This window comes from Actibacterium ureilyticum (assembly GCF_002285435.1).
Taxonomy (GTDB): domain Bacteria; phylum Pseudomonadota; class Alphaproteobacteria; order Rhodobacterales; family Rhodobacteraceae; genus Actibacterium_C; species Actibacterium_C ureilyticum.
Genome location: NZ_NSBT01000018.1, coordinates 61,537 through 74,646 on the forward strand (window position 1 = coordinate 61,537; position 13,110 = coordinate 74,646).

Genomic DNA, 13,110 nt, shown 5'->3' on the forward strand with positions numbered 1-13,110 from the left:
CAGACAGGGGCCGACGTGGCAAATACCGTTTATCAGAACGACCTTCCCGATGGGCTGGACCTGGGTCCGGTCGTGGCCATCGATTGCGAAACCATGGGGCTGAACCCGCATCGCGACCGGCTGTGCGTGGTGCAGATGTCCGGCGGCGATGGCAACGCCCATCTGGTGCAGATCGAAAAGGGTCAGACCACGGCGCCGAATCTGTGCCGTATGCTGACCGATCCGAATGTGCTGAAGCTGTTCCATTTCGGCCGGTTCGACATTGCCGCGCTGTACAATGCCTTTGGCGCGCTGACCGCGCCGGTCTATTGCACCAAGATCGCCAGCAAGCTGATCCGCACCTATACCGACCGGCATGGGTTGAAGAACCTGTTGCAGGAACTGCTGGAGGTCGACATTTCCAAACAGCAGCAGATGAGCGATTGGGGCGCGGCAGAGCTGTCCGAGGCGCAGGTCGCCTATGCGGCATCCGATGTGCTGTACCTGCATCGGCTGAAGGACGAGTTGGACAAGCGCCTGGCGCGCGAAGGGCGCACCGACCTTGCGCAAAGCTGCTTCGACTTCCTGCCAACGCGGGCCCGGCTGGATCTGGCCGGCTGGCCCGAGATTGACATTTTCGCGCACTGACATGGCCCCTGATCGCAACAAGCTGATGCAAACCGGTCACCGCGTCCTGACGCGCGAGGCCGAAGCGCTGCGCCTGCTGGACGAGGCGCTGGATGCGACCTTTGCCGACGCGGTGGAGCTGATCCTGAACGCCCGCGGCCGCGTGATCGTGTCGGGCATGGGCAAATCGGGCCATATCGCGCGCAAGATCGCCGCGACCCTGGCCAGCACCGGCACCCCCGCCCATTTCGTCCACCCGGCCGAGGCCAGCCATGGCGACCTGGGGATGCTGGCGCGCGGCGACGTGGCGCTGGTGCTGTCGAATTCCGGTGAAACGCCGGAACTGGCCGATATCATCGCCTATACCCGCCGGTTCGAGATCCCGCTGATCGGCGTCGCGGGCCGGGCCGGGTCGACCCTGCTGCGCGAGGCGGATGTGGCTCTGTTACTGCCCAATGCGCCCGAGGCCTGCGATACCGGCATCGTGCCCACCACATCCACCACCATGACACTGGCGCTGGGCGACGCGCTGGCCATCGCGCTGATGGAACACCGCCAGTTCACGCCCGCCCATTTCCGCGAGTTCCACCCCGGCGGCAAGCTGGGCGCGCAGCTGTCCAAGGTGCGCGACCTGATGCATGGCATGGACGAGGTGCCCACCGTGCCCAGCGGCACCGCGATGAGCGAAGCCCTGCTGATCATGAGCCAAAAGGGCTTTGGCGTGGTTGGCGTGACGGGTTCGGATGCTACATTGAATGGTGTGGTGACCGACGGTGACCTGCGGCGCCACATGCAAGGATTGCTGGATTTGACCGTGGACCAGGTGATGACCGACAACCCCCTGACCATCGCGCCCGACGCCATGGCCGAAGAGGCGCTGGCGCTGATGAACGGGCGCAAGGTGACGTGCCTGTTCGTGACAGATAGCGAGCGGCGTGTTCAGGGCATTCTGCATATCCATGACTGCCTGCGCGCGGGGGTGGCCTGAGCGTATGGTGTCATCTTATGACAACGGCTATTCCCGCTTCATCGCCATGGCGAAGATCGTCTTGCCGCTGGCGGGGCTGGGGCTGTTGTCGACGCTGTTCCTGTTTTCGCGCGATATCGATCCGATGCGGTCAATCCCCTATTCCCAGGTGGATGTGGACCAGATCGTGCGCGAACAGCGGATCAAGGCGCCCGATTATACCGGCGTGACCAGCGATGGCACCGCGATCCGGGTGATTGCCGACACCGCCCGCCCCGACATCACCAACCCGAATCGCGCCAGCGCCGAGGCGCTGGTGGCGCGGCTGGAATTCACCGATGGCGGCTTTGCCGACATCACCGCCGAGGCGGGCGTGATCGACACCGAGATCGACGAGGCGAACCTGCGCGATGGCGTGGTGATCGACACCTCGACCGGGTATCACATCGTGACCGAGCGGCTGAAAACCGCGCTTAGCGAAACCCGGCTCAGCACCGATACGACCGTGACTGCGGACGGCCCGCTGGGGCATCTGACCGCCGGCAGCATGGATATGCGCCCCGACCCGGAAGCGCCGGGCAGCTATGTTGTTGTTTTCAACGACGGGGTGAAGCTGATATACGACCCCCAGCAATAAGGATGTCTGCTGCCCATGTACCGGACCGCGCTCGTTTGTCTGAGTGTTCTGTTGATGCCTGTCATCGCCCTGGCCCAGGGCGCGCCTGTGGCGTTCGGCGGGCTGAAGCATGACAAGACCCTGCCGGTCGAGGTCACGTCCGACCAGCTGAATGTCGATCAGTCCGACGGCACCGCAGTCTTTACCGGCAACGTGGTGATCGGCCAGGGCGAGATGCGGATCACCGCCCGCCGCGTCGATGTGTTCTATGAAACCGTGAACGGCGAAACCACCGGACGCATCCAGCGGATGCTGGCCACCGGCGATGTGGTGATGGTCAACGGGGCCGAGGCCGCCGAGGGCGAGCGCGCCGAATACACCATCGACACCGGCAATGTGGTGATGACCGGCCAAGTGCTGCTGACCCAGGGACAGAACGCGCTGTCGGGCGAGCGGCTGGTTATCGACCTGGATACCGGCACCGGCGTCATGGAAGGCCGCGTCAAGACGATCTTCCAGCCCGGAACCAGCCAATGAGCCCCGCGCCGGAACTGACGGTGTCGGATGGCGATGTTGGGCTGAAGGTCGCGCATCTCAGCAAAAGCTATCGCCGCCGCCCGATCATCCGCGATGTCAGCATGGAGCTGGGCCGGGGCGAGGTCGTGGCGCTGCTGGGGCCGAACGGCTCGGGCAAGACCACCTGTTTCTATTCCATCGCCGGGCTGATCGCCCCCGAAGGCGGCAGCGTGACGATTGACGGGCGCGAGGTCACGACCCTGCCGATGTATCGCCGCGCCAAGATGGGGATCGGCTATCTGCCGCAAGAGGTCAGCATCTTTCGCGGGCTCAGCGTCGAGGACAACATCCTGGCGATCCTGGAAATCGCGGAAAGCGACCGCCACAAGCGGCGCGAGCGGCTGGAAGAGCTGCTGTCGGAATTTTCCATCGGCCACCTGCGCCGCGCGCCCGCGCTGTCGCTGTCGGGCGGGGAACGCCGCCGGGTGGAAATCGCCCGCTGCCTGGCCGCCAATCCCAAATACCTGCTGCTGGACGAACCCTTTGCCGGGGTCGACCCGATTGCCGTGGGCGAGATTCGCGGCCTGGTCTCCGACCTGAAAAAGCGCGGCATCGGCGTGCTGATCACCGACCACAACGTGCGCGAGACGCTGGAAATCGTTGACCGCGCCTATATCCTGCATGACGGCAAGGTGCTGATGAGCGGCACCACCGACGAGGTCGTGCAGGACGAGAATGTGCGCCGGGTTTATCTGGGCCAGAATTTCCGGATCTCGTGACCGGGTGACACGCGGGGTGCGCAGATGGCGTTGAAACCGACCCTTCGTTCCCGCCAGACACAGACATTGGCGCTGACCCCCGGTCTGATGCAAAGCCTGGGCCTGTTGCGGATGCCGGTGACCGATCTGGTGGACGAAATCCGCCGGGAAGTGGCCGAAAACCCGTTCCTGCAGGTGGTCGAGGCACCGACCGGCGCGGTGTCTTTCGACGACATCGCGCCCTGGGCGGCCAGCGCGCCGGGTCTGACCGAACAGCTGCACGCCCAGATCGCGCTGATGGCGCTGCCGCCCCGGATTGCGGCGCTGGCGCGGTTCCTGGCCGGTGACCTGGACGAGAACGGCTATCTTCAGACCGACCTGCCCGCGCTGTCGGCACAGGCCGGGCTGGAACCGGACGAGTTGGATCAGGCGATCGCGGCGCTGCAATCCTGTGACCCGCCCGGCATCGGCGCGCGCGATCTGGCCGAATGCCTGCTGCTGCAACTGCTGGCCAAAGGCATGGATCGGGCCGAGTCAGAGACGATCTGCGCCCATCTGGACCTGTTCGCCAGTCGCGATTTCGCCAAGCTGCGCCGCCTGACCGGATGGCCCCGGACGCGACTGGACGCGGCGGCCGCGCTGCTGCATGGCCTGACCCCGCATCCCGCCGCCGATTTCGCCGAACCCGCGCAGACCCTGATCCCCGACGTTCTGGTCGAACACGGCCCAGATGGCGGCTTTGTTCTGCGCAACAACACCGCCTTCATCCCCGATATCCGACTGGATCGCGACATGCTGGCGCAGCTGGACACCGACGATCCGATGCGCCAGGCCTATCGCGACCGGGCCGCGGCGCTGCTGCGGGGCCTGCGCTATCGCGGCGAAACGATCCACCGGATCGCCGCCGCCATCGTGCAGCACCAGCACGCCTTCTTTCGCGACGGTCCCGACCACATGGCCCCGCTGACCCGCGCCGCGCTGGCCGCCGATCTGGGGCTGCACCCGTCGACCGTGGGGCGCGCCATCGCGGGCAAGGTGCTGGGCTTTGACGGCGTGTCGATCCCGCTGCGGCATTTCATGTCCTCGACCCTGACGCGGCGCGACGGCTCTGCGCTGTCGGGCCGCGCGGCGCAACACCGCATTGCGCGGATCATCGCCCACGAGTCGAAGGCCGATCCGCTGAACGACGAACAGATTGCGGACCTTCTGCGCGCAGAAGGCGTTGACATCTCTCGTCGAACTGTCGCCAAATACAGGGGATGTCTGAACATACCATCATCGTTCAAGCGTCGGCGAAGCCAGGCTTCGCCCTGATCCCGTCCGGGGCCACCGGCGAGACACCCCTAGAGTCAGACCGATCGACTGGATAAGGCGGGACCAGATATGCATAACAGTACAACCATAGGAGGAATGATGCGGTATCAAATTAGCGGCAAACAGATCGATATTGGCGATGCGCTTCAGACTCATGTCAAACAGGAACTGGGCGAAGCGGTCGACAAATACGCGGAACGCCCCACCGACGCCCAGATCGTCTTTTCCCGAAACGCGCATGAGTATGTCTGCGAAGCCACCGTCCACCTGTCGACGGGGCTGACCGCACAGGCCAAGGCCCACGCGACCGAGATCTACGCCGCTTTCGACGGGTGCCGTGACAAGATGGAAAAACAACTCCGGCGATACAAACGCCGGCTCAAGGACCATCACCGCGAGCGTTCACAGCCGGTTGAACTTTCAGGTGCTTCCTCTTATATCCTCGCCGGAAACGAGAGCGCGGGCGAATCAGAGCCCGATACGCTTCAGCCGATGATCATCGCAGAGATGGAAACCAAGATCCCTTCTTTGTCGGTCGGCGAGGCAGTGATGCAAATGGAATTGGCAGGGGCAGCCGTACTGGTGTTCCGCAACGAGAAAACAGGCGGTCTGAACGTCGTTCACATGCGCGACGATGGAAACATAGGCTGGATCGACCCCTAAGGCGCGCCCGGCGCGCGAAAGCAGCAAGCGAAGAAAACTGTATGGAACTTTCGAGCATCCTCAAGCCCGAGGCCGTCAAGGTATTTGGCACATTGTCCAGCAAGAAGCGTCTCTTCCAGGATCTGGGAGAGATTGCCGCTTCGGTCTATGGGCTGAAATCCAGTGACGCGGTCGATGCGCTTCAGGAACGCGAAAGCTTGGGACCCACCGGCGTGGGGCATGGCGTTGCCCTGCCCCATGCGCGCCTGCATGGCCTGACAGAGGTCGTCGGCACATTCCTGCGGCTGGAAACGCCGCTGGATTTCGATGCGGTCGACCGCCAGCCCGTGGATCTGATCTTTGCGCTGTTCGCGCCGCAGAATACCGGCGTGGATCACCTCAAGGCGCTGGCGCTGGTGTCGCGCACCCTGCGCAACCCGACGATCTGCAGCAAGCTGCGCGCCAATACCGATCCCCTGACGCTGCACACGGTCCTGACCGAGGCCCCGTCGACCCAGGCGGCCTAAACCTCGGCCCAGGCCTGATATCCAAACAGCATATAGTCCCGCTGATAAGCCGCGCGCGCCGCGGATTCCAGCGCGTCGTCATGGATCTGCGACAGCGACACGGCTGACGGCTCGGCCCGGTCCGGAACCGGCGGCGACTGCCGGTCGACCTGTTGGGCCAGCACCGCCAGGTCCCGCGCCAGATACTCGTGCCGCACCACCATGTCGGGCATCACGAACCCGGCCATGCCCTGCAACAGCACCCCTTGCGAGGCCCAGGCCGCATCTACGCGCAGATTGGTCTGACCCGCCAGGTTTGCCTTGAGAAACCGCAGGAATCCCAGGAACGCGGCGTGCTGCTGGGCCGGGCCGAAACCCGGGCCGGGATCGGTCGCGGGCAGCGGCACATCGAACCGCGCGCGCAACGCGGCGCGGATCTCGGCATAGGGGCCGTCGCGTACCGGCAGGATCGCGGTGCAGAACACGCGATAGGCCCGCGCCAGCGGATGGCTGACAACGGTCAGGGTCCGGTGACCGGGATTCTGGCGTTTCCACTGGCGCAGGGTTTTCTGGGTAAAGCCCCGCCGCAGATCCCCCGGCGCGGCATCGTCCAACGCGGCCAGCCACTGTTCGACCTGCGACACCGGCCCGCCGGGCAACGGGGCGAACAGCACCGGCGCCTTTGCCGCCGCGACATAGCGCCGGATCGACGCGCCCCGCCCCGGCTCGGACAATACCGTGTGATCCAGCCCCGCCCAATCGAACGCCGCGACGGCCTGTTCCATTTGATCCGGGTTGCTGACCTTGTCGCGCGCCGTTTCGGGGTTCTGCCGTTTCAGCCGCGCCGCACCATCGGGGGCGGGCAGGTCGGCATCCAGAAACCGGACCAGCCCCTGAACCACGGCGGCATCCGACACGTCATCATAGCCCAGCGAAAACGCCGTCTGACCCCGGGTCTGAAGCCCATGCCGGATGTCGCGAAAGAAGGCCTGTTCATCCTGCAAATACGTCTCGAACGCAGCCGGATCGAAGGTGATCTGCGCCGCGCGCCGGTGGCGGCCATCGGTCAGTTTCCATTGCCCCGTCGCGCGCGCAATCTGAAGCGAGATGAAGCTGTCCACCGGATTGCGCGTCAACAGGATCTTGGCACAGCGCGGGTCGTCCAGAACCGCCGCCAGAACCCGCGGATCGTGGTCGCGGAAATACCGGAATCCCGCCAGAACGCCCGGCTGGTCCTGGATACGCCGCAGCAACGCCAGCGGATCCGCATCGCGCGCCGCACGGGTGATGCCCAGGATGTCGTCGCGTTTCGGATAGCCGACGAAATTGGGATTGAACGCCTCGCCATAACAGCACAGGCCGGGCACCGCGTTCAGCTGCGATTCAAGCAGGTTCGAGCCGGTCCGCATACCCGCCAGGATCACGAAACTGTCGAACCCCATCCTAGCGGCCCCCGGATACGGCGGTGAAACGCGGCAGGTCCTGCGGCGCGGTGGGTGTCTCCAGGTCAAGCGGCACGTCCCCCGCCAGATGCAGATGCACGCCCTGGTTCTTGAGCGCCTGAAGGAACTGTCCGAACCCGGTCAGGTCGACCATCTGCGGCAGCTCCGACAGGTTGCGCGTCCGGTGCGGTGTCAGCTCGTCGACGATCTCCTGCAGGGGTTCCAGTGGGTTGAGCAGGAAATCGGCCAGCGTCCAGACCACGACATCGGCCCGCGCATGGGACGCCTGCAACAGGCGGATATGCCGTGCCTCGATCTCTTGCAGCGCCGCCGCCAACGCCAGCAGGTCGTCCGAAATCGCGCCGGTCCGGAACAGCTCCAGCGCCCAGGCGCCGGAAATCACCCGGATACGCGCATTGGGGTCGCGCGCCAGCATCCCGCCGATCCGCTGCCGGTCGCGCGGGCCGAACTGGAAACACTGATGCTCGTCGCGGGTGTTCCAGATCAGACTGGTCAGAAAGCTCTCGGGCGAATGGTCGCGCAACAGGGCGCTGGTGCCCAGCCCACCGTTATAGACCTCGGCCCGGCCGGCGAACTGCACCTGTTCGGGGTGGAACAGATGCCCATGCACCCGGCCCACGGCGGCCTTTTCCAGCCACATGGCAAAGTTCTGGAACAGATCGCTGAACCCTTCGAACACCGTATAGGGGCCGCTGGTCAGCATCTTGTCTTCGGTATGGATCGGATAGCGGCCCGCCATGTAAAGCCCGGCCCGCCCGTGCACACGCTTTTCGACCGCCTGTGCGAACACCCGGTCGATCTTGGCCGGTTTCGGTTCGGCATTCTTGGTGACCGCCGGGTCGTTGGACAGAAACCCCTGATACAGCCGCTCGGCCTGCGGCCAGATCTTGCGCGCGACGAAACAATCCGACCGCCGCAAAAGCTGCAGGTGGTCGTCATAAAAGACATGCGGCTTGCCCTGGAAATCGAACTTGGACAGCGTCAGCGACCGGGATTCGATGGCGGTGCTGTGCAGCCGCACCAGGCTTTGGAAATAGCTTTCGTCCGGGATCCAGACACGCCGGAAATAACGGTCATATTCCGCCCGCTTGGGATCGTGCAGGATCGCGGTCAGCGTGCGGCGCGACATACACCACCACTGCGACCCCAGATGCGGCACGATTCCACCCGGAATCCGGCGTTTCACCTTCAACCGGCGTTGCAGCCGGACATAGCCGTCGAACAGCCGCCGGTTGGTTTTCCACGAGAACGGAAAGCGCAGGTGGAACCGCTCTTCCTCGAGCCCGTCGATCGTCCAGCGGGTTTCGGCGGTGGTGACGGATTCGATGAAATCGGTCTCGGGGTGGCTGTGCAGATAGGCCTGCAGCTCCTGCACCGGGCGCAGCGGCAGACACGACCCCGACGCCAGATAGACATGCCCGACCTGCGGAAAGGCCGCCAGCATCTCCTCGCACGCGACCTGGGTCGCGCGCACCATCGACCAGGTGCCCCAGACCACGCGATGCCGGTTGACGAAACGCACGTTCTCCAGACCGCGCAGGTCGTCGACCAGCCGGCCATAAGCCTTGTGCGGGACCCGCGCATCGGCATGCAGCACGACCGGACAGCCGCTTTCGGCCCAGAACCGCGCCACCTGCGCGGCCCGGTCCAGCGCGGTGTGGACCAGCATGACGAACCCCACGGTCATGCCCAGTTCCCCTTGGACATCAGACCCAAAAGCTCCAGCTGGCGCCAGTTGATGTATTTCTCGGACCACTTGTTCCACAGCACCGGATCGTCATGCATGTGCTGGACATAGGCCTGGTATTCCCGGCTTTCGGCGAAATGCTCGTTCCGGTCGATCTCTTCCCGGCTTTTGTCGATGAACGTGTCCAGAAACTTGGCATGCAACAGCACGCCGCTGGCCTTTTCGCCGCCGCGCGCGTCGTAAACCAGGTTCAGACCGCGCGGCAAAAGCATGTGGGTCGAGTTCGCAAAGGCATAGCTGTGATGCCATTTCACCAGCGGGATCTTGTTCAGCGCCGGGGCCTCGTCCGGGCGGTCGGCAAAGAACAGCCGCGCCCGTGGCCCACCCTGAATCCACAGGTTGAAATACAGCGGGTTGCGGCTGAAGATATAGTTCCCGCTGTCGAACCAGGCCGCGATATCGAACGGGTTGGTGCCGGATTGATAGGTTTCGGCATGCACCGCCCCGCTCGGGTACATGTCCAGCGTCATCGTGCCGAAACTGCGGATGCCGCTGCTTTCCAGCCAGTCGGTCAGCGCCGCGATGGGCCGCGTATCGCAGAACGGATAGATCAGGAATTCGTCGACATCGACCACCACGCACCAATGCCCGCAGCCATAGCGCCGCAGCAGCCCGTTCAGCCAATCCACCCCGAACCGCGCCGCCTTATAGCTTTTGCCGGTCTCCCAGAGCGAGACATCGGGCTGCGACGCCAGATAGTCGCGGCAGCCATCGGTCGAGCCATTATCGACGATCAGGAAATGTTTGACCCCCTGCCGCCGGTAATAGTTCAGGAAATAGGGCAGGCGGGGCAGCTCGTTCCGCAGGGTGCAGAACAAAAGCACGTCGTCGGCGCCGATCTGCACCGTGCGATCAGCCACCGCCGTCAGGTCGCGCCGTTTGCGCAGCGCACGCAGGCGAAAGCGCTGGCGCGTCAGCCGCAGCCTGTATCGTTGCACAATGCTCAACGGTGCCTCATCTGCGTGTTGCCGGATTTTATGACAGGCGTGTCATTTGACGATTTTGTCGCAGCATACGCAGGAGTGACGCGCAGGTAAATCTTCTCTGTCCCACCCGCCACAGGTCATCAGGCCCAGCGCCACCAGCTGCTGCCAATCCCGCAGCCGCACCGATTCCGGCCCCCACAGCACGGGATCTGCGGCCAGCGCGTCGTAATAGCCGTCATAGCGCCCGGAATGGGTGAAATGTTCGGCCCGGTGTTTTTCCTCGGCCGATCTGGGCACCACCTGGGCCAGGAACTTGCTGTGCAGCAGCACACCCGTGGGCAGGTTCCGCCGCGCGTCCAGCCCCGCGTTCAGCCGCCGTGGCAGGGCGATGTGGGTCGAACTGAGATAGGCAAAGCGCCGGTTCCAGCGGATCAGCGGCGTCTTGTGCAGATGCGGCGCGTGATCGGGTTTTTCGGTGAAATAGAGCCTTTTTCGCACCCCGCCCCGGACCGAGATATTGCGGTATTTCGGCTGGTATTCCCACGTGTACCCGTGGGCATCGAACCCGGTCAGAACCGTCTGCGGCGGCACATCCGGTGGGCAGGTCGCGGTGCTCAGCCGTTCCGTGGGATAGAGGTCCAGCATGATGGCGGCGAAGGCATCGGCGCCCTGATCCTCCAGCCAGCCGGTCAGGTCGCGCAGGTCCCGCGAGCCGTGATGCGGGATCAGCAACAGCTCGTCTGCATCCGCCGTCAGGCACCAATGCCCGTGCCCGTGGCGCATCTGCAGCCATGTCAGCCAGTCGACGCCGAAGCGCGACGCGCGATAGCTGGCATCGGTGGTCCAGACCGACACATCGGGCTGGTCTGCCAACAGCCCCGGCGTGCCATCGGTGCTGGCATTATCGACGATCAGGAAATGCGCCACCCCCAGATCGCGGTAATGGCGCAGGTAATAAGGCAGGCGGTTCGCCTCGTTCCGGACGGTCGCAAAACACAGGATATCGCCGGGCCGGATCGACGCCGTGCGGTCGGTCACCGACCGCAGCTCGCGCCGCTTTTTGAACGCCCGCCACAGCAACCGGCGGCGTTTCCAGCGCAGCTTATAGGCATCAATCAGGCTGGAATCGGGACTATTTCTCGTAATCCCCGTTCTGATGCCAGCGCCACGCATCGGTGATCATCGTCTCCAGGTTCGACCGTTTCGGCGCCCAGCCTAGTTCGCTTTCCGCGCGCGTGCTACCCGACACCAGACATTGCGCGTCACCTGCGCGGCGCGGGCCGATGTCATGCGGGACGGGCTGGTTGGTCACGACCTTGCCATGCGACAGCACATCGCGCACCGAAAAGCCGGTTCCGGTGCCCAGGTTGAAGACCCGGCTGCCCTTGCCGTCCAGCAGCCATTCCACCCCCAGGACATGCGCATCGACCAGATCCATCACATGGACATAGTCGCGGATGCAGGTGCCATCGGGCGTGTCGTAATCGTCGCCATGGATGGTCAGCGCCGGGCGCTTGCCCGCAATCGTGTCCAGCATCAGCGGCACCAGATGCGTTTCCGGCTGGTGGAACTCGCCCACCTGGCCATCGGGATCGGCGCCCGCCACGTTGAAATAGCGGAAAATCACCGATTGCAGCCCGTCGCTGGCGCCGAAATCGGTCAGCATATCCTCGATCGCGCGCTTGGACGCGCCATAGGCGTTCAGCGGCATCTGCGCGCTGTTTTCATCCAGCACAACGCCGTCCTGATCGCCATAGGTCGCGCAGGTCGAGGAGAAGACGAAGTTCAGGCACCCCGCCGCCACCGCCGCCTCGATCAGCGACAGCGAGCCGCAGACATTGTTGCGCCAGTATTTGCCGGGGGCGGACATCGCCTCGCCCACCTGGCTCAGCGCCGCGAAATGCATCACGGCCACGGGCTGGTATTTGGCGAAAACGGCATCCAGCCGCGCCCGGTCCAACAGGTCCCCCTGTTCGAACGGGCCGAATTTCACCGCATCGGCCCAGCCGGTGCAGAGATTGTCATAGGTAACGGGCACATAGCCCTGCGCCGCAAGCACCTTGCAGGCGTGCGAGCCAATATAGCCCGCACCCCCGGTGACAAGCACATTCCGCGCCTGTGTGGCCGTCATTACTGTGCGGCGCTGTCGATCGCGGTCATTTCACGCAGGTACTGCGAGAACTCGTCGCGCAGGTCGTCGCGTGCCAGACCGAAGGCCACGGTCGCCTGCAGGAAGCCCGCTTTCGAGCCGCAATCGAACCGCTGGCCGCGGAACCGCAGACCAAAGACACCCTCGCCGTCGATCTCGTCGGCAATCGCGTCGGTCAGCTGGATCTCGCCGCCCGCGCCCTGCTTGCCCTGGTTCAGGTTGTCCATGATCTTGGGCGTCAGGATATAGCGGCCGATCACCGCCAGATTGGACGGCGCATCTTCGGCCTTGGGCTTTTCGACCATTCCCTTGACCGACACCAGGTTGCCCATGTCCTGCCGTACATCCAGCACGCCATAGGCCGATGTCTTGTCCTGCGGGACCTCCATCGCGGCGACCATGTTGCCGCCGGTTTCGGCATACGCCTCGACCATCTGTTGCAGGCACGGTTTTTCCGCCGCGATCACGTCATCGGGCAGCACCACGGCAAAGGGCTCGTCGCCGATCAGGCGCCGCGCGCACCAGACCGCATGGCCCAGGCCCAGCGCCTTTTGCTGGCGGATATAGGCAATACCGCCGCTGTCGACATAGGTTTCTTCCAGCACTTTCAGCAGCTTGTCCTTGCCTTTGCGCTGCAGCTCGGCCTCAAGCACGGGCGAGCTGTCGAAGTAATCTTCCAATGCGCTTTTGCCGCGCGAAGTCACAAAAATAAATTCTTCAATCCCGGCGGCACGGCATTCGTCGATCGCGTATTGGATCAGCGGCCGGTCCACCAGCGTCATAATTTCTTTTGGCACCGATTTCGTCGCCGGCAGGAAACGGGTGCCTAGCCCGGCTACCGGAAAGATCGCTTTGGTGACTTTACGTTTCATTAAAGGTTACCCCTCACAGTTCAGAGTG

The 13,110-nt window shown here is 64.2% G+C and carries 14 protein-coding genes; 8 read left to right on the top strand and 6 right to left on the bottom strand.

The genetic code is table 11. The features are described from left to right. Nucleotides 1-15: 15 nt before the first annotated feature. The 8 genes from CLM60_RS03185 (at nucleotide 16) to CLM60_RS03220 (ending at nucleotide 5,946) form a co-directional block, all read left to right on the top strand. Nucleotides 16-627: a ribonuclease D gene (locus CLM60_RS03185; protein ID WP_095587723.1), complete on the top strand. Its 612-nt coding sequence runs from the start codon at nucleotides 16-18 to the stop codon at nucleotides 625-627. 1 nt (nucleotide 628) lies between these two features. Next, nucleotides 629-1,594 (top strand): KpsF/GutQ family sugar-phosphate isomerase, encoded by a 966-nt coding sequence (locus CLM60_RS03190; RefSeq protein WP_095587724.1) that lies wholly within the window; start codon nucleotides 629-631, stop codon nucleotides 1,592-1,594. Between the two features lie 7 nt (nucleotides 1,595-1,601). Continuing rightward, nucleotides 1,602-2,210 (top strand): LPS export ABC transporter periplasmic protein LptC, encoded by a 609-nt coding sequence (lptC, locus tag CLM60_RS03195; protein ID WP_176473773.1) that lies wholly within the window; start codon nucleotides 1,602-1,604, stop codon nucleotides 2,208-2,210. A gap of 54 nt (nucleotides 2,211-2,264) precedes the next feature. Further along, nucleotides 2,265-2,726: a lipopolysaccharide transport periplasmic protein LptA gene (gene lptA / locus CLM60_RS03200; protein ID WP_245848158.1), complete on the top strand. Its 462-nt coding sequence runs from the start codon at nucleotides 2,265-2,267 to the stop codon at nucleotides 2,724-2,726. Then, nucleotides 2,723-3,484, top strand: coding sequence for an LPS export ABC transporter ATP-binding protein (gene lptB, locus CLM60_RS03205; RefSeq protein ID WP_095587727.1), 762 nt, complete (start codon nucleotides 2,723-2,725; stop codon nucleotides 3,482-3,484). The genes lptA and lptB overlap by 4 nt, the downstream gene beginning before the upstream one ends. Nucleotides 3,485-3,508: 24 nt before the next feature. After that, nucleotides 3,509-4,777 carry an RNA polymerase factor sigma-54 gene (gene rpoN, locus CLM60_RS03210; protein WP_095587728.1) on the top strand — a complete coding sequence of 423 codons (1,269 nt, stop codon included), beginning with the start codon at nucleotides 3,509-3,511 and terminating at the stop codon, nucleotides 4,775-4,777. A 99-nt stretch (nucleotides 4,778-4,876) separates the two neighbouring features. After that, nucleotides 4,877-5,440, top strand: a complete 564-nt coding sequence (gene hpf, locus CLM60_RS03215; protein WP_095588004.1) for a ribosome hibernation-promoting factor, HPF/YfiA family — start codon at nucleotides 4,877-4,879, stop codon at nucleotides 5,438-5,440. A 41-nt stretch (nucleotides 5,441-5,481) separates the two neighbouring features. After that, on the top strand, nucleotides 5,482-5,946 hold the full coding sequence (locus tag CLM60_RS03220) for a PTS sugar transporter subunit IIA (protein ID WP_095587729.1): 465 nt from the start codon (nucleotides 5,482-5,484) through the stop codon (nucleotides 5,944-5,946). Here CLM60_RS03220 and CLM60_RS03225 read toward each other — a convergent pair. Genes CLM60_RS03225 through galU form a run of 6 tightly spaced genes read right to left on the bottom strand, consistent with a single transcriptional unit; the run spans nucleotide 5,943 to nucleotide 13,082 of the window. Further along, nucleotides 5,943-7,367, bottom strand: a complete 1,425-nt coding sequence (locus tag CLM60_RS03225) for a nodulation protein NodH (RefSeq protein ID WP_095587730.1) — start codon at nucleotides 7,365-7,367, stop codon at nucleotides 5,943-5,945. The genes CLM60_RS03220 and CLM60_RS03225 overlap by 4 nt on opposite strands. Before the next feature lies 1 nt (nucleotide 7,368). Continuing rightward, nucleotides 7,369-9,075 carry a DUF5927 domain-containing protein gene (locus tag CLM60_RS03230; protein ID WP_095587731.1) on the bottom strand — a complete coding sequence of 569 codons (1,707 nt, stop codon included), beginning with the start codon at nucleotides 9,073-9,075 and terminating at the stop codon, nucleotides 7,369-7,371. Then, complete coding sequence (locus CLM60_RS03235) at nucleotides 9,072-10,082, bottom strand: glycosyltransferase family 2 protein (protein ID WP_095587732.1); 1,011 nt, start codon at nucleotides 10,080-10,082, stop codon at nucleotides 9,072-9,074. Before CLM60_RS03235 ends, CLM60_RS03230 begins: the two co-directional genes overlap by 4 nt. A gap of 42 nt (nucleotides 10,083-10,124) precedes the next feature. Then, complete coding sequence (locus tag CLM60_RS03240; RefSeq protein WP_095587733.1) at nucleotides 10,125-11,234, bottom strand: glycosyltransferase family 2 protein; 1,110 nt, start codon at nucleotides 11,232-11,234, stop codon at nucleotides 10,125-10,127. After that, nucleotides 11,194-12,192 carry a UDP-glucose 4-epimerase GalE gene (gene galE / locus CLM60_RS03245; protein WP_095587734.1) on the bottom strand — a complete coding sequence of 333 codons (999 nt, stop codon included), beginning with the start codon at nucleotides 12,190-12,192 and terminating at the stop codon, nucleotides 11,194-11,196. Before galE ends, CLM60_RS03240 begins: the two co-directional genes overlap by 41 nt. Then, entirely contained in the window at nucleotides 12,192-13,082 is an 891-nt protein-coding gene (gene galU / locus CLM60_RS03250; RefSeq protein WP_095587735.1) for a UTP--glucose-1-phosphate uridylyltransferase GalU, read from the bottom strand. Before galU ends, galE begins: the two co-directional genes overlap by 1 nt. Nucleotides 13,083-13,110 lie beyond the last annotated feature (28 nt).

Excerpts from the sequence above, each read along its gene's own strand:
- CLM60_RS03190 (WP_095587724.1), top strand. The coding sequence starts at position 629 with ATGGCCCCTGATCGCAACAAGCTGATGCAAACCGGTCACCGCGTCCTG.
- lptA (WP_245848158.1), top strand. The coding sequence starts at position 2,265 with ATGCCTGTCATCGCCCTGGCCCAGGGCGCGCCTGTGGCGTTCGGCGGG.
- lptB (WP_095587727.1), top strand. The coding sequence starts at position 2,723 with ATGAGCCCCGCGCCGGAACTGACGGTGTCGGATGGCGATGTTGGGCTG.
- rpoN (WP_095587728.1), top strand. The coding sequence starts at position 3,509 with ATGGCGTTGAAACCGACCCTTCGTTCCCGCCAGACACAGACATTGGCG.
- hpf (WP_095588004.1), top strand. The coding sequence starts at position 4,877 with ATGCGGTATCAAATTAGCGGCAAACAGATCGATATTGGCGATGCGCTT.
- CLM60_RS03220 (WP_095587729.1), top strand. The coding sequence starts at position 5,482 with ATGGAACTTTCGAGCATCCTCAAGCCCGAGGCCGTCAAGGTATTTGGC.
- CLM60_RS03225 (WP_095587730.1), bottom strand. The coding sequence starts at position 7,367 with ATGGGGTTCGACAGTTTCGTGATCCTGGCGGGTATGCGGACCGGCTCG.
- CLM60_RS03230 (WP_095587731.1), bottom strand. The coding sequence starts at position 9,075 with ATGACCGTGGGGTTCGTCATGCTGGTCCACACCGCGCTGGACCGGGCC.
- CLM60_RS03240 (WP_095587733.1), bottom strand. The coding sequence starts at position 11,234 with ATGCGTGGCGCTGGCATCAGAACGGGGATTACGAGAAATAGTCCCGAT.
- galE (WP_095587734.1), bottom strand. The coding sequence starts at position 12,192 with ATGACGGCCACACAGGCGCGGAATGTGCTTGTCACCGGGGGTGCGGGC.
- galU (WP_095587735.1), bottom strand. The coding sequence starts at position 13,082 with ATGAAACGTAAAGTCACCAAAGCGATCTTTCCGGTAGCCGGGCTAGGC.